At 61.6% G+C, this 14,751-nt stretch carries 13 protein-coding genes and 1 tRNA gene; 6 read left to right on the top strand and 8 right to left on the bottom strand.

The window, feature by feature from the left end:
• The first annotated feature begins 29 nt into the window (after positions 1-29).
• Entirely contained in the window at positions 30-2,396 is a 2,367-nt protein-coding gene (locus tag AC3WLX_RS32390) for an ATP-binding protein (protein WP_492338999.1), read from the top strand.
• The gene (locus tag AC3WLX_RS32385; protein WP_492338998.1) at positions 2,393-3,307 is read left to right on the top strand and encodes a hypothetical protein; all 915 of its coding nucleotides are present in this window, start codon (positions 2,393-2,395) and stop codon (positions 3,305-3,307) included. Before AC3WLX_RS32390 ends, AC3WLX_RS32385 begins: the two co-directional genes overlap by 4 nt.
• Here AC3WLX_RS32385 and AC3WLX_RS32380 read toward each other — a convergent pair.
• From AC3WLX_RS32380 to AC3WLX_RS32360, 5 genes are all read right to left on the bottom strand, one after another.
• Positions 3,216-4,595, bottom strand: coding sequence for a DNA cytosine methyltransferase (locus AC3WLX_RS32380; protein ID WP_492338997.1), 1,380 nt, complete (start codon positions 4,593-4,595; stop codon positions 3,216-3,218). The genes AC3WLX_RS32385 and AC3WLX_RS32380 overlap by 92 nt on opposite strands.
• A gap of 189 nt (positions 4,596-4,784) precedes the next feature.
• Entirely contained in the window at positions 4,785-5,399 is a 615-nt protein-coding gene (locus tag AC3WLX_RS32375) for a GDYXXLXY domain-containing protein (protein ID WP_492338996.1), read from the bottom strand.
• Complete coding sequence (locus AC3WLX_RS32370) at positions 5,396-6,667, bottom strand: DUF2157 domain-containing protein (RefSeq protein ID WP_492338995.1); 1,272 nt, start codon at positions 6,665-6,667, stop codon at positions 5,396-5,398. The genes AC3WLX_RS32375 and AC3WLX_RS32370 overlap by 4 nt, the downstream gene beginning before the upstream one ends.
• Positions 6,668-7,185: 518 nt before the next feature.
• Entirely contained in the window at positions 7,186-7,701 is a 516-nt protein-coding gene (locus AC3WLX_RS32365; protein ID WP_492338994.1) for a nuclear transport factor 2 family protein, read from the bottom strand.
• A gap of 119 nt (positions 7,702-7,820) precedes the next feature.
• Positions 7,821-8,882 carry an aldo/keto reductase gene (locus tag AC3WLX_RS32360; protein ID WP_492338993.1) on the bottom strand — a complete coding sequence of 354 codons (1,062 nt, stop codon included), beginning with the start codon at positions 8,880-8,882 and terminating at the stop codon, positions 7,821-7,823.
• Between the two features lie 92 nt (positions 8,883-8,974).
• Between AC3WLX_RS32360 and AC3WLX_RS32355 the strand changes: the two genes are divergently transcribed.
• Positions 8,975-9,877 carry a LysR family transcriptional regulator gene (locus tag AC3WLX_RS32355; RefSeq protein WP_492338992.1) on the top strand — a complete coding sequence of 301 codons (903 nt, stop codon included), beginning with the start codon at positions 8,975-8,977 and terminating at the stop codon, positions 9,875-9,877.
• A gap of 7 nt (positions 9,878-9,884) precedes the next feature.
• Here the strand turns inward: AC3WLX_RS32355 and AC3WLX_RS32350 are convergent.
• Positions 9,885-9,974 (bottom strand) — tRNA-Ser (locus AC3WLX_RS32350).
• 465 nt (positions 9,975-10,439) lie between these two features.
• On the bottom strand, positions 10,440-11,579 hold the full coding sequence (locus AC3WLX_RS32345) for an ROK family protein (RefSeq protein WP_492338991.1): 1,140 nt from the start codon (positions 11,577-11,579) through the stop codon (positions 10,440-10,442).
• A 331-nt stretch (positions 11,580-11,910) separates the two neighbouring features.
• Between AC3WLX_RS32345 and rplU the strand changes: the two genes are divergently transcribed.
• From rplU to AC3WLX_RS32330, 3 genes are all read left to right on the top strand, one after another.
• Entirely contained in the window at positions 11,911-12,297 is a 387-nt protein-coding gene (gene rplU, locus AC3WLX_RS32340; protein ID WP_291626893.1) for a 50S ribosomal protein L21, read from the top strand.
• A gap of 103 nt (positions 12,298-12,400) precedes the next feature.
• Positions 12,401-12,670, top strand: a complete 270-nt coding sequence (rpmA, locus tag AC3WLX_RS32335) for a 50S ribosomal protein L27 (protein WP_008538809.1) — start codon at positions 12,401-12,403, stop codon at positions 12,668-12,670.
• A 163-nt stretch (positions 12,671-12,833) separates the two neighbouring features.
• Positions 12,834-13,427 carry a GNAT family N-acetyltransferase gene (locus AC3WLX_RS32330; RefSeq protein ID WP_492338990.1) on the top strand — a complete coding sequence of 198 codons (594 nt, stop codon included), beginning with the start codon at positions 12,834-12,836 and terminating at the stop codon, positions 13,425-13,427.
• A gap of 173 nt (positions 13,428-13,600) precedes the next feature.
• Here AC3WLX_RS32330 and AC3WLX_RS32325 read toward each other — a convergent pair whose 3' ends face one another.
• A complete protein-coding gene (locus AC3WLX_RS32325; protein ID WP_492338989.1) occupies positions 13,601-14,515 on the bottom strand; it encodes a DMT family transporter in 915 nt (304 codons plus the stop codon).
• Between the last annotated feature and the right edge of the window lie 236 nt (positions 14,516-14,751).

The raw sequence follows: 14,751 nt of genomic DNA, 5'->3' as shown, positions 1-14,751 counted from the left end.
AGACCCTGCCCGCCACTGAAATTAACAGAATGACATCCGCAAACAGTCTCGAATTGAACTTCGACGTTAGTAGCGGCTTGAAGAGCGTTCTCGGTAGCGAGCTCATCACGAATGACGAAGTCGCAATCTTTGAACTTGTAAAAAATTCTTTCGACGCAAACGCGTCTCGCGTCGACCTGCACTTTTCTGACGGTCAAATCGTAGTCGCCGACAATGGCGACGGCATGACCTACGACGACATAACAACGAAATGGCTGTTCGTCGCATACTCGTCCAAAAGAGCTTCGAATCGTTCGCAGGGCTTTCGAGACGATATTGCAGAGAGACAGCATTACGCTGGCAGCAAGGGGATAGGCCGCTTTTCGTCGGATAGACTCGGGAGAGCCGTGCGCCTGCAAACTCGCCCAAAGGCAGATGCAACGGGTCCCGTTCACTCGATCATTGTCGATTGGACTGCGTACGACGCGAACCATCTTCAGCACTTTGATCACATCAAACTTCCATATAGCCACCTAGCTACTCAGTTCGACCTTCCTTCGGAACTTCCGCGACTCACGCACGGGACGGTAATTACCGTGGATGGCACGCGACGTGTCTGGGATCGCGACGCCATACTGAGGCTCAGGGCTGCCTTATCAAAGCTTATCAATCCGTTCGGGGCATCCACCGACGGCTTTCAAATCTTTGTACATGCGCCTAGCGAAGCGGAGCGCGACGAAATGCGCTTGCAGCAGGCGAAAGGTGAAGAACTGCCGTCTAACGCGCTTGTAAATGGAGAGGTCGGCAATTTTATCTTCTCCACCCTGCAAGAGAAGACTACCTTCATTGAAGTCAACCTATCGTCGGATGGTCGGTTTATTGAAAGCAAGCTGATCGATAGAGGCGAGTTGATCTATAGAATTCGAGAACCAAACGAATACGCCTTGCTAGCGCACTCCTCCTTCCGATGTCAGATTTTCTTTCTGAACACTTCGGCAAAGATGACTTTTGCCCGAAGAATGGGCGTGCAGTCAGTTCGATTCGGTTCGGTTTTTTTGTTCCGTAACGGATTTCGCGTCTTTCCTATCGGCGAGGACGGCGACGACTGGTTCAAGATCGATGCACGGAAGCAACAAGGTTTCCGGCGCTTTCTAGGCTCCCGCGACATCATCGGCCGCATAGACGTGTCCGGATCAGACGAGCATTTCCAGGAGGCGTCTAGCAGAAACACCGGTCTGATCGAGACTGACGCCGTCCTCCAGCTCAGGGAGTTTTTTGTCGAGCAATGCTTGAAGCGGCTAGAACGTTACGTCGTCCCAGTTACATTTCCCGATAAAGAGGATCGCAATACCAGCGACCTGACACGCCTTTCCACTGACCCTGGGAGAGCCCGTATCGCTACTGCGGTGGCCAAACTGGTGGACAGCGATTCCATCGAGTTGCTCGACTACAGCAAGCGGTTGATCGGGATAATCAGCGAACGTTCTTCCGAATTCGAGAGCTCATTAGTCAGCTTGCGAGCAATTGCGGAGAAGACAAACGATCGAGCTCTTTTTGGGTCGATTGAGGAGGCCTCAAAACGCTACATTGAAATGCGCGAGGCCCAGGAGATCGCCAAGACGCAAGCTGACGCTGAGCGCAAGGCGAAGGAGGAGGCTCAAGCGCGGGCAGCGCATGCCGAAAGGGCTGCGGCTCAATTCTCCGAACAGCTAACCGAAGAGAAGAAGCGGAATCTGTTCCTAGCTTCAATCGCAACCCTCGATGCAGAGAACCTGCAAGCACTGCACCATCAGGTTACGCAGTATGCTGTAGCGATCCAGACAAGCATTGAGAACTTTATCGTGAAGATTTCGGGAAGGCCTTCGGTCTCGCCCGAAGAAATTCTGACGGCGTTTGATCGAATCTCTTTGCTCAACAAGAAAGTTCTCGGTGTCGCAAAATTCGCAACAAAGGCGAACTTCCGCATCGAGTCCGAAATGATTGAGGCAGACCTATCCGCCTACATAGAGCAGTACGTCAATGACATAGCAAAAGACTTTTTGCATGGACCGATGACCATCACCGTTCACAACGATGGGAAGGGGCTAGTTCGACGCTTCAAGCCGATTGATGTTTCAGTCGTTATTGACAACCTGATAGCTAACGCCAAGAAGGCCGGCGCTCACGCAGTTTCAATTACGATATCACATCCACACAAGGGCTCCATTTACATCGATGTAGTCGATAATGGCCGTGGCTTCGATAGCAAGATTGACGACCTTGAACGCATTTTCGAAAAGGGATTTTCCACTACTGACGGCTCCGGGCTCGGACTTTTCCATGTGAGGCATGTGCTTGGTGAAATGAACGGGACTATAAAGGCCGAGCACAATTCGAACGGGCGCGGTAGCCGCTTCTCTATCAGGATCGCGAAATGAGGTTGGATTTTAACGTTCTTTGGGTCGAGGACTCTCAAGATTTGGTCGTGGACCAGAAAGAGAAGCTGGAGAGGCTAATCCGAAAGGAAGGGTTCAGACTGCGTGTGAAATTCGCTTCTTCGGTTCAGCAAGCAACAGCCTCTATCGCTGAAGACGTCTACGGCGACCACGTTGACCTGGTGCTGATGGATTACAATCTGGGTGCGGGCCCGAACGGCGATCAAGGCTTGATAGAGGTCCGCCAACTTCTTCCTTTCAAAGACATCGTATTTTATTCGGCCCAGGCCAACAACTTGAGAGAAATTCTCGCGAGAACAAAGGTTCAGGGGATTTACTTATCCAACAGGGAAGAGCTGCCTGAAACTGCAGAAGGCCTTTTCCATACATTGGTGAAGAAGGTGCTCGATATCGATCATTCCCGTGGCCTAGTCATGGGAGCGACAAGTGACATTGATCATTTCGTCAATGATTGCTTGGAGATGCTTTTCGCTAGCAGTGATCAAGACATGCAAGCCCAGGTTATCGCGCTTGTTGGCTCACGCATGAAGGAGATCAGGAAACGCTTCGAAACATCAGCTGCTGAAGTAGAGGCAATCAAAGAAATCGCGGAACTCGCGGATAAGCATGCCGTCTACACGAGTGTGGATCGGCTCAATTTGCTGCGGAAGGTCTTGAAGCTGCGCAAGCTGGATGAGAAAATACGCGATGATTTAAAGAAGTACGCGTCAGAGACCGTTCCACGTCGAAACGATCTGGCCCATGTACGCGTACAGATTGACGGCTTCTCACGTAAACTCCTCAATCGGAAGGGTGAAGAGCTTACGAGCGATGAAATGCGGGCGCTTCGATTGGGGTTGCTGGAAAGCCAGGAGTTGTTCGAGGCCCTGCATCTTTCTTTAAGGAATTCGTAGGGTAGGCCGGCTTGCCTCGCAATCCCCGCATGAGCGCCAAACCAATAGCTTCAGCGGCCAGAGGCGGCACAGCATTCGCCACCTGAGTGTATCTCGGCACTTCATGTTTGCGACGCAGGCCGCCGGTCGTGTATTTCCCCTTGAATTTGAACCAATCGGGAAAGCTTTGGAGTCTGGCGTTTTCCCGGACGGTCAACGTTCTAGGCTCTTTATAATGAATGAGGTCATCCGGCATACTCGTAATGGTCGGAGACGGGCCATCTGGATCAAGAACCCGAATAGCGCATTTGCGCAAACCGAAGCTTGCTCTTAGCTCTGGCGAGAGTGACGTATTCAACCGTCCCTCCGCGTGACAGGCCCTGATGATCTGACTGAATCGATCAACGATCTCCGCCCCGTGTCGAGCAAGGCGAGTGTCGGTTGGAGGCAAGATCGTCCCCGCACTCATCAGCTTTTGGTATGATGTACGCGCAGAAGAGGCGACGATCTCTAGGAAGCCCTCCGTGTCCTGACTAGATCTCAGTTCGCCCTTGCTCACCTCGAAATCGGAGATCGCACTCTTTGCTGAAACTGGGATCGAAAATAGTCCCTTGGAGCGGAGGAAAGAATTTCTTTCGCTTTCGATCCATTCAAATGGGGCGGTCAGTTCGACTTGGTTACGGGCCACATCGTTACGGACGGCGATGACAAAGAATCGGTGCCGCTTCTGCGGAACACCAAATGACGAAAGGTCAAGCAACTGAGCATTGACCCGATAGTCGCGAGATAGACTTTCGATGATCCATCTAGCGTAATTGCGGGTACCGTCCAGCGCGTCTTGATCAGCGAAGTCGGCTGTGATGCCCCGAACGTTCTCGATGAGAACTAATTTCGGCCTCACGATCCGGACGAGCTTCAAATAAGTCCGCACGAGATCGTTACGAGGGTCACTTGGATCGCGGCGGCCGGCGCTTGAAAAGCCCTGACATGGCGGCCCACCGACTACCATATCGACATGGCCTGATAGCGCCTCCAGATGCGAGCGATATTTTCTGATGAGCCATCCAACCGTTAAGGGTTTCTTTGGCAGCCAACATGGCCAATCAAACCTCCGGTCTTGACTTCCTTCAATGAGGTTCTCGCTTAAGGTCAAAAATGCATCAGCATTTTTCTCGACCGCAAAAAGGCCTTTCCAGCCGGCGCTCATCAAGCCCAGGCTCAGGCCTCCGCAACCAGCGAAGACGTCAATGAATGTTAATGGCGTGGAGGTTCCTAAAGCCGGAGATTGCTGCTTTCTACCGGTCACCATGCCCGCCCCGCCATTCGAACCCATTCAGACCTAAATATGCTGACGATCTATAAACGAACTGTTTACTTTAATCAGAACGAAAGCGGCAGATCGCACTTGGAAGGGGCCATTGAGAGGCTGCCGCCCTCTCGCAAGCGGAATAGGTGCACGAGCGCCGCGGCAACCGATCTATCCCAGCGCCACCCCGCCCTAATACAGCGGCTCCTCATACACCTTCTCCCCATCCAGCAGCAGCCGCTTGATCGCGGCGCGGCCCGAGGGCAGCACGGCGGCGACGATGCGGAGCTTCTGCTGGTTGCGGGCGTCCTCGAGCTTTTTGCCCTCGCCTTCGGGGACGAAATAGCTTTCGAGGCCGTATTTGATCGGCAGCTTGTCGCAGAACCTGCGGCGGTCGTCGCCGCAGGAGCCGGCGTAATTGGCGACGCGGCCGCGGATCAGCACTTCGGGCGCGGTGACCGTGACAGGCTCGGCATGCACCGAGACCGCCTGATAGACGCCGTCGGCCTTTGGCGCGAGCTTGACGAAGACATCGGGGTGGCGCGCGTCGGCGACCTTGCCTTTGAGCGCGCCGGAAGCGACCAGAGAGATGTCGTAATTGAGCACGACATAGTCGCCGCGCAGGAGATCGCGGGGATCGACCGGCTGCGTCTGCAAGGTGACCTCGGCGCCGTCGCGCAGGATCTGCATGCGGTCGGCCACCATCAGCACGAGCAACGCCGATTGCAGCAGGACGGCGAGGCCGAACAGCACGGGTTTCGGGATGCGCCGCCCGAACGCGGTGAGCGAAGCGATCAGCCCTTTCATCGCGCGGCCCTCGGCAGCAGGCGGCCCAGCGCGGTGGCGAAGGCGACGGTGGCGACGCCCGCCACGGCCAGGAAGACCGAGCGGTGCAGCAGCGAGCCTTTCACGGCCCAGGTGATGCCGGCGACCACGCCGGCGATGCCGAGCCAGCCGGCGACGATGCGCGGGCGCACGTCGTCGAGCATGCCTGAGACGACGAGGCACAGCATGGCTGAGAGCAGCGCGGCATAGGCGAGCCAGGGCTCGCCGGAAGCAGGCGCCGGCCACAGCGGCGCGGCGAGCAGCACGAGGCCGATCGCACCCGCCGCCAGGACTTCACCGGCGCGCCGGGTGACCGTGGCGGACACCAGCGCAAGGATCACGCCGGCGGCGCCGCACAGGATCGCCCAGGGGGGCTGGGCTGATGCCTTCGCGGTGCGCAAGCGGATGATGTCGTCGACCGTCGTCACCTCGAGGAAGGCGACGGCCGCCAGCGACAGCGCGCCATAGGCGGACAGCACGCTGCCGAGGCGGAGCGCCCGCGGTGACGGCACTGCCGCGATCGCGAGCCCTGCGCCGAACAGCAGCGCCGCGCCGCCCGCGAGCAGGAAGGACGGCTGGGCGCCGTCGAGCTCGAAGCGAAGCGAGGTCGCGATCCACCACGGCAGCAGCGCCAGCGCGACGAGATGGGCGGCGACGCGGGAATTCCAGGCGAAGGCGAGCGCAGCGGCGGCGAGCCAGACCGCCACGAAGGGGAGATGCAGGATCTCGGGCGCATCATAGGTCCGCATGCAGGTCCAGATCGAGGCGGCGACGAGGCCGACCGCGAGCGCACCGCGCGAGCTGGTCAGTAGCGCCGCGGCGAGCGCGCCGATCGACCACAGCAGCATGCCGCCGGCAAAATCCTCGCCGAGATGATACATCTGGCCGACCAGCGCGATGCCGGCGCCGAAGATGATGGCACCTAAGCTGGCGCAGAGATCGGCGAGAATGGTGCGGCCCTTCGTGGCAAACCAGGCGCCGAGGCCGCCGGTGACGACCAGGCCGGCGAGCAGGATCGCGAAGCGCGCGAGGCGCGCGATCTCGGTCCAGTGCGCCGCCACGAAGGCGAGGAACGCAGCCGCGATCAACAGGCCGCCGACGATGCCGACGACGATGGCGATGTTGATGCCGGCCGGCAGCGGCGGCAGCGCATGGCGGATGCTGGCGGCCGCCGCCGGCGCAATCACGCCGTCGGCCTCCCATCGCGCCAGATCGGCTTCGAGGCGTTGCCGGTAGGTTTTGTCGAACATGGTCCTGGGATCACCTGGCGCCCGCCGGATGGCGGCGCCTTGCTAGGTCGGATCGTGCAGGCGATGGGTTCAAGCTCCCGCGCGGCGGGGTGGTCGCATATGGCTCCTTGCGGCAGCTGAGCGCGCGCCTCGTCCTTCGAGACGGCGCTGACGCGCCTCCTCAGGATGAGGCTGAGCGGCATCGGAGTTCGCTGAAACCAACGCCACGCATTCGGTCCTCATCCTGAGGGCCCGCCAAAGGCGGGCGTCTCGAAGGATGGCCACAAGCGATATCACTCTCGCTTGCCGATGCCGCTGCTCCTCACATGGCTCCTTGCGCGAGCTGAGTGCGCGCCTCGTCCTTCGAGACGGCGCTGACGCACCTCCTCAGGATGAGGCTGAGCGGCATCGGAGCCCGCTGAAATCAGCGCCGCACACTCCGTCCTCATCCTGAGGGCCCGCCAAAGGCGGGCGTCTCGAAGGATGGCCACAAGCGATACCACTCTCTTCTACGATCCGCCTGCGCCTCGTATCGCGGGCTATCGCGCCGGCGCAGGAATGCGCCGCAGGACGTCGTCATAGGGGGCGAGGTCGAGATAGGCCGTCACCTCCGCGGCCTTGCCGTCCTGCATGCGCATGATCCAAGCGTAGCTGTTCGCGTAGGGCTTGCCGTCGCGCGCCACGCCGCTGCCTTCCCAATGCGCGATGACGTGGTCGCCGTCGGCGAAGATCCGCACACTGGTCGGGCGGACCGGCGTCGACAACCGGCTCGCGAACGGGCGGACCGCGCGATCCACGAACACGTCGCGGCCGCGGAATTCGCCGGCGCTCGGGCCGGAGCCCTTGATGCGCCAGACCACGTCGTCATGCAGCAGGTCGGTGAAGAAGGAGGTGCCGCCTTGCGCCCAGCGATCGAACGCATCGGTGACGATCCGCTTGTTGTCGTCCTGTGTCGAGCTGACCTGTCCGCAAGGCGCGGCCGTCGTCAGGCTGGATGCGGTGAAAACGACCGCGGTGACGCAGGCCGCGAGTGCGCGATTGAGCATGGTTGCCATTGGTGTCTCCCTTTCTGGTGCAACATGTCGTCTGCCCCGAAGTGATGCACGCGTGCTCGGCCGAGTCGTTTGAGCATGATCTTTTCGGAAAACCGCTTCACACTTTTCCGGATCATGCTCTAGCCGCGCCGCGCGACATTGGCGCCGCCGAAGATGAGCTGCTCGACCATCGGGCGGCGCAGGAAGCGGCCTGGAAAGATGGGATCGGGCGCGGTCGCCTGGTCGAGGCGCGCCATCTGGTCGGGCGACAGCGTGATCCCGGCCGCGCCAAAATTGTCTTGCGCCTGCTCCAGCGTGCGGGCTCCGATCACCGGTGCGGTGACCGCGGGATTGGCCAGCGTCCATGCGATCGCGACCTGCGAGGATGTCGCGCCGAGCTCCCAGGCGATGGCTCGCACCGCCTCGGCCGCCTCCAGCGATCGCTCGTTGAGAAGGCCTGATGACGCGATGATCGAGGCGCGGGTGGTGCCGACGGCGCTCTCCCGGGAATCCCGGAGATCGGCCCTCGTGTACTTGCCGGTAAGCACGCCGCCGCCGAGCGGCGACCAGGGCAGCACGCCGAGGCCAAGGCTCGCCGCCAGCGGAATGAGCTCATGCTCGACGGTGCGCTCGACCAGGTTGTATTCGATCTGCAGCGCGACGAAGGGCGACCAGCCGCGCAAATCCGCGATCGTCTGCAGCTGGGCAATGCGCCAGGCCGGCGTGTTGCAGATGCCGACATACTGGACCTTGCCGCCGCGCACGAGGTCATCGAGGGCGCGCAGCACTTCCTCCGGCGGCGTGGTCGCATCCCAGGCGTGGAGGTAGAGCAGATCGATGCGGTCGGTGGCGAGCTGGCGCAGGCTCTGCTCCACCGAACGAACCATGTTGCGCCGGTGGTTGCCGCCGGAATTGGGATTGCCGGGGTCGCGCGCCATGGTGAATTTGGTGGCGAGCACGAGACGGTCGCGCTTGTCGCGGGCGAACTCGCCGACCATGCGCTCGGACGCGCCGTTGGTGTAGTTCACCGCCGTGTCGATGAAATTGCCGCCGCGGTCGACATAGAGGTCGAAGATCCGCCGGGCCTCGCCGGCGTCCGCGCCCCATCCCCACTCGGTTCCGAAGGTCATCGTGCCCAGCGCGAGCGGAGAGACGCGCAGGCCGGAGCGGCCGAGCAGGCGGTAGTGATCGAGTGATGTCATCGGTGCCTCCTTCGTATGGCGGAAACCTAATTTCCGGCCATAGGTGAGACAAGTTGGCCAATGATGACCGAGGTGGTAAGCTGCGCTAACCAATGACCACCGATCTGAATCTCGTCGCCGTTTTCATCGCGGTCGCGGAAGCCAGGAGTTTTCGCGGCGCCGCCGAGCGGCTGGGCGTGACGCGATCCGCCGTCAGCCAGGCCATCCGGCGCATGGAAGACCGCCTCGGCGTGGCTCTGGTGCAGCGAACGACACGCAGCGTCAGCCTCACCGAGGCGGGAATGCGCCTGCACGAACGCGTGGCGCCGGCGGTTGCCGAAGTCGAACAGGCGATCGACGGCGCGCGCGATCGCGACGCGCAGCCGACCGGGCAGCTGCGACTTGCCGTGTCGTCAATCGCCGAGCGCTTCATCCGCGGCCCGCTGCTGGCCGATTTCGCGCAGGCCAATCCCGGCGTGCAGGTCGACGTGACCGTGACCGACGAGGAATTCGACATCGTGGCCGAGGGCTTTGACGCCGGCGTCCGGCTCGGCGAGGTGATCGAGCAGGACATGATCGCCGTGCCTGTGTCAGGCGATCAGCGTCAGCTGGTGGTGGCCGCGCCTAGCTATCTGGAGCGCTTCGGCGCCCCCTCTCACCCGCGCGAGCTCTCGCAGCATTGCTGCATCGGCTGGCGGCCGGCGCCGCACGTCGCGCCCTATCGCTGGGAATTTGCGGAAGGAGGGCGCGAGTTCGACGTCGCGGTGGAGCCGAGGATCACGACCAACGACATGTGGGTCATGGTGCGCACGGCTAGCGCGGGCGGCGGCCTGACATTCGGCATGGAGGAGACGTTCCGGCCCTATATCGAGCGAGGGGAGCTGGTGCCCGTGCTGGAGGACTACTGCCCGTCCTTCCCAGGCTTCTTCCTCTACTTCCCGGACCGGCGCAATCTCCCGCCGAAGCTGCGCGCGCTGATCGACCACGTGCGCTATCGGCCGGGCGAGAAGAATTAGAGACTGCTGGCGGAGAGGGAGGGATTCGAACCCCCGATAGGCTTGCACCTATGCCGCATTTCGAGTGCGGTGCATTCAACCACTCTGCCACCTCTCCTGAAGGCGCCATGTAGGAGCAGCGGCCCCTGTGGTTGGGGGCGTTAATAGGCGAGGATGGCGGGCCAGACAAGGCGCGCGGGACGAAAATCGGACCGGTTTTTCTTGGAACGCGGCCTAATCACATGGGGGCGAAAACGGGGTGGGACCGCCAGACGCGGTAAACACTGGCGGTCCCGGTGCCGCTCATTGAAATACTGGCCGTGAAGGGCGGCTTCGCCGGCCAGTGGAGGCGACGATTCGACCGTAGCGTGCAGACCGCTTGGTGCAACGCAATCCGGTCCTTAACCTAACCGGTCAAGGTTACTCCGCAGGCCAGGTCGGACGCCCGCGCCGACAAGACCGGACGGAGCATCCCTGGATCCCGCGGCGACCGAAACCCCTCACCCGAATGGCATCTCTCGATGCCATTCCACCTCTCCCTTCGGGAGAGGTGGACACCGGCGGCCGAGCGAGCTTGGACGGTTCAGTCGTCCTTCTTGCTGTCCTTGCCCTTTTTCTTGCCGTTCTCCTGGGAATCCCGGTCCTTCTCCTTGCCGTTCTCCTTGCGGCGGTTGGTGAAGCGGGCATTGCCGAGGCCGGTGCCGATGGTGAGCACGCCCCAGCGATCGACGTCCTGCATGAACGGCACTTCCGACAGGCCCTGAACCACGCCGTCATTGTGCATCAGGATCGCGGTGTCGTGCTCGCCGATGGACGGGATGCCCTCGATCAGGCTCGCCGGCAGGTTGAACTTGCTGCTCTCCCAATTGCCGGGCAGGTTCTGCGCACCCTTCTCGATCGAGCCGTCGGCGTTGATCACGCCGGGACAGGCGATGCCGATGAAGGGCGCGAGCTTGTAGCCTTCCTTGTCGGCTTCCGTGATCAGCCCCTTCAGCATCTTGGTGAGCCGCTTCACCGCACCTTCACGAGTCGGCTCGTCATCGGCGTGGCGCCACAAATCGGATGTCACGACCTTGGCCTTGGACAGATCCTTGGCCTTCTTCCAGCCGGTTTCCACGAGGCCGCAGCGGATATTGGTGCCGCCGATGTCGACGGCGAGGATGCTGTCATGCGCCTCGAAGATCCAGGACGGCGCCAGATGCAGCGCGCCGACCAGGCCGGCCTCGTCGGGGTGGTGGCGGATCGGCACCATGTCGATCTCGAAGTCCTCGGATTTCAGGATGATCTCGGTCCGGGCGATCGCGAGCTCGCCGAGCCGGGAATCGCGAAAGCCGCCGCCGACCACAATGCGTTCGGTCTTGGCCCAGGCCTTGGTCTTGAGGAAGCGGCGGGTGACATAGGCGAGCTCCTGGGCGAACTCCTCGATCGCGCTGTGCACGACGGCGGAGGCTTCGACGTCGTCGCCCACCATGATGTCGTCCAGCGTCTTCTTGCTGATGTTCTCCGTCTGCTCCTTGCCGAACGGATCCTCACCGGTCTTGCGCAATGGCTTGCGCCAGTGCTCGAGAATCTCTCGGAACGCGCGCCTGCTGGCGCGGTCGCCGAGAAAACCGTCCTCGTCCTTGATCTCGATATTGAAACTGTCCACGTCCACCGACGGCAGCCGCTCCGCCCCGTGATGGGCAATGCCCGTCGTCGTCTTGACCAGTTCGTCTGTTGCCATGGGAAGCCCCTTGCCCGCGTGTCGAATTGCGAGGACAACGGCGAGGGAACCCGTTGGTTGCAGCGCCACCCGAGATTCGGCTGGAAGCGGAAAGCACCGCCAACTGCTTCAAATCCGGGCCGTTTTCGCCCGCTTTTCCTTGACTTGCGGCTGTTGGTCGCTATAAGTCCGACAGCCGGCGCGGGGCGTTTCTCGCGCCGCTTGCTTTTTTGTGGGTTTTCAAAGGGATAACTCCCGCCCGCACAAAGCTCATAAACCCGTAGCGACTGACAAAAAGCCGGCCCCGACATGCTCGTCGCGAGGCCGGGATTGAACACGAAGGAAAAAAACGATGTTCGCAGTCATCAAAACCGGCGGCAAGCAATACCGCGTCGTGCCGGATGATGTCCTGGAAGTAGGCAAGATCGAAGGCGAAGTCGGCTCGATCGTGCAGCTGAATGAAGTCCTGGTTGTCGGCGGCGACACGCCGGTGCTGGGCATTCCGACGGTGGCGGGCGCGTCCGTCGCGGTCGAGGTGCTCGACCACAAGCGCGGCCCCAAGGTCATCGCGTTCAAGAAGCGCCGCCGCAAGAATTCGCGCCGCAAGCGCGGCTACCGCGACGAGATCACCGTGCTGCGCGTCAGCGAGATCCTGACCGACGGCGCCAAGCCCTCCAAGGGCCCGCGTCCGAAGAAGGAGAAGGTGGCGAAGGAGCCGGCAGCGGAAGCCGCCGAATAACCAGAATTGATCACGCCCAATTCACGAATTGATGCGTGAGACGTTTTGAAATGATTCCGTCAAGGAATTGACCTAGACATACGCAGGATTTCGGAGACGAGCCATGGCTCACAAAAAAGCAGGCGGTTCATCGCGCAACGGACGCGATTCGAAGGGCAAGCGCCTCGGCATCAAGGCGTTCGGCGGCGAGATCGTCACGCCCGGCAACATCATTGCGCGTCAGCGCGGCACGACCTGGCACCCCGGCCTTAATGTCGGCATGGGCACGGACCACACTTTGTTCGCCAAGATCGAAGGTCGTGTTGCGTTCCAGGCCAAAGCCAACGGCCGCACCTTCGTATCGGTGCTCCCGATCGCCGAGGCGGCTGAATAGACGGTGGACAAAAACGGAGTCCGCCGGTCCCACTGAACCGGCGGAGTCCTGGAGATCGCAAGAGATCGAAGGCTCCAAAGGGGAGGCGGGAAACCGGCCTCCCCTTTTCGTTGCTCACTTTGACTTAGACCACTTTGACTTAGTGACTTTTACGGAGCCGGACATGTTGCAGGATTTCTCGAGCGTGACCTTGGCCGAGGCGAGACCCAGCGTCGTCGCCACCGAGCGGTTGACCTTGCGGCGGCCGACACTGGCCGACGTCAGGGCCATCGCCCGGCTCGCCAACGACCGCCGTGTCGCCGAGAACACGCGCCGCCTGCCGCATCCCTATTCGCAGGACGACGCCGCCGACTTCATCCGCGCCACCGCCGAGCTCGGCGGCGAGACGGTATTTTTGATCGAGCACGACAGCGGGCCGGTCGGCATGGTCGGGATCGACTGTTCGACGGCAGGCCATGCCGAGCTCGGCTATTGGCTCGGCGTCGAGCATTGGGGCCGCGGCTTTGCCACCGAGGCTGCGCGCGGCGCGATCGATTTCTTCTTCGAGGAGTTCGCGGACGAGCACCTCTATGCCGGCGCGCGCGTCACCAATCCCGCATCGCGCAAGGTGCTGGAGAAGTGCGGCTTCCAGTGGAGCGGCGTGCAGCTGCACCGCTTCCTGGCGCTGGGCTCCTCGACACCCGTCGATTGCTTCCGCCTCTCGCGCGGTGTGTGGTCGTCGCTGAAGAGCTGGAGCAGTGCGCGGCGGGTGAGGTAGGGCGGAGGGCGCCGCTCCAAACGCAATCGTCGTCCCCGCGAAGGCGGGGACCCATAACCACAAGCAGGAGTGCGGGGCGACGTCCCCACTCCGAGTCCTCGCAAAACCACTCCCTGTGGGTATGGATCCCGGGCTCGCGCTGCGCGCGCCCCGGGATGACAGCCTCGTTGTGGCTACGCCGGTGGATTCACCTCGGGCGCCTCCCGTCCGAGATCCCGCTCGCGCAAGAAAATGTAGAACCCGGCGCCGATGATGATGGCGGCGCCGACGAGCGTCGCGATCGACGGCACGTCGCCGAACACGACAAAGCCGAAGATCACGGCCCACACGATCATCGAATATTGATAGGGCACGACGACGCTGGCCGGCGCGAGCTTGAGCGAACGGTTGACGCAGAACAGCGCCGTCACCGAGATCAGGCCGGCGGCCGCGAAGATCACGAGGCTGCCCGGCGTCGGCGGCACCCAGTTGAACGCCGACAGCACCGCGCCGAGCGAGAACGTGCCGATGAATTGCGATGATGCCATCACAATGTCGGGCGTCTTGCGCAGGCTGCGCGTGATCAGCATCAGGGTCGCAAACGACAGGCTGCCGCCGAGTGCGATCAGCGCCGGCAGGCTGACGGTCTGCGCGGAGGGGCGCAGCGCGATCAAGACGCCGCAGAAGCCGACCAGGATCGCGGTCCAGCGCCGCCAGCCGACCTTTTCGCCCAGGAAGATCGCGGACATCGCGGTGACGAAAATGGGGCCGGCGAGATAATAGGTGATGACGTCGGCGAGCGGCAGATAGACGGTGGCGAGGAAGAAGGCCGCGACTTCCAGCGTCGACAGCACGACGCGAACCAGTTGCAGGCCCGGCCGCTCCATATGCAGGAACTGGTGACGCTGCGTCCATATCAGCGGCGACAGCAGAAGCAGCGCCGCGCAGGCGCGCAGGAACAGGAGCTGTCCCACCGAATAGGTGCCGACCAGGAACTTGCCCATGGCGTCGCCGAACGAGAACATGAAGATCGACAACACCATCAAGGCGATCCCCGCCAGGCGCGCCGAGCGGTCGTCATAGGCGGAGAGGTTCTTGAACAGGGACATTGCGGTCGTTCGCGGGGAAGCCGTCATTGCGAGGAGCTCTTGCGACGAAGCAATCCGGTCTGCTTCCGCGGAGACAGACTGGATTGCTTCGCTTCGCTCGCAATGACGAGCGGAGAGAGAGCGGGATATTGGCGAATAGAGTCGCCAGCCGTCGTTTTAATGGCGGGAGCCGTCGCGGCAAGCCCGCGCAGGCCGAATTGAACGGATTGTCGCACTGCGCGCAGCGCGATACGGAT

The sequence above is a fragment of the Bradyrhizobium sp. FW305-F6 genome (assembly GCF_058782905.1).
This window is presented reverse-complemented; position numbering and strand designations above follow the sequence as displayed.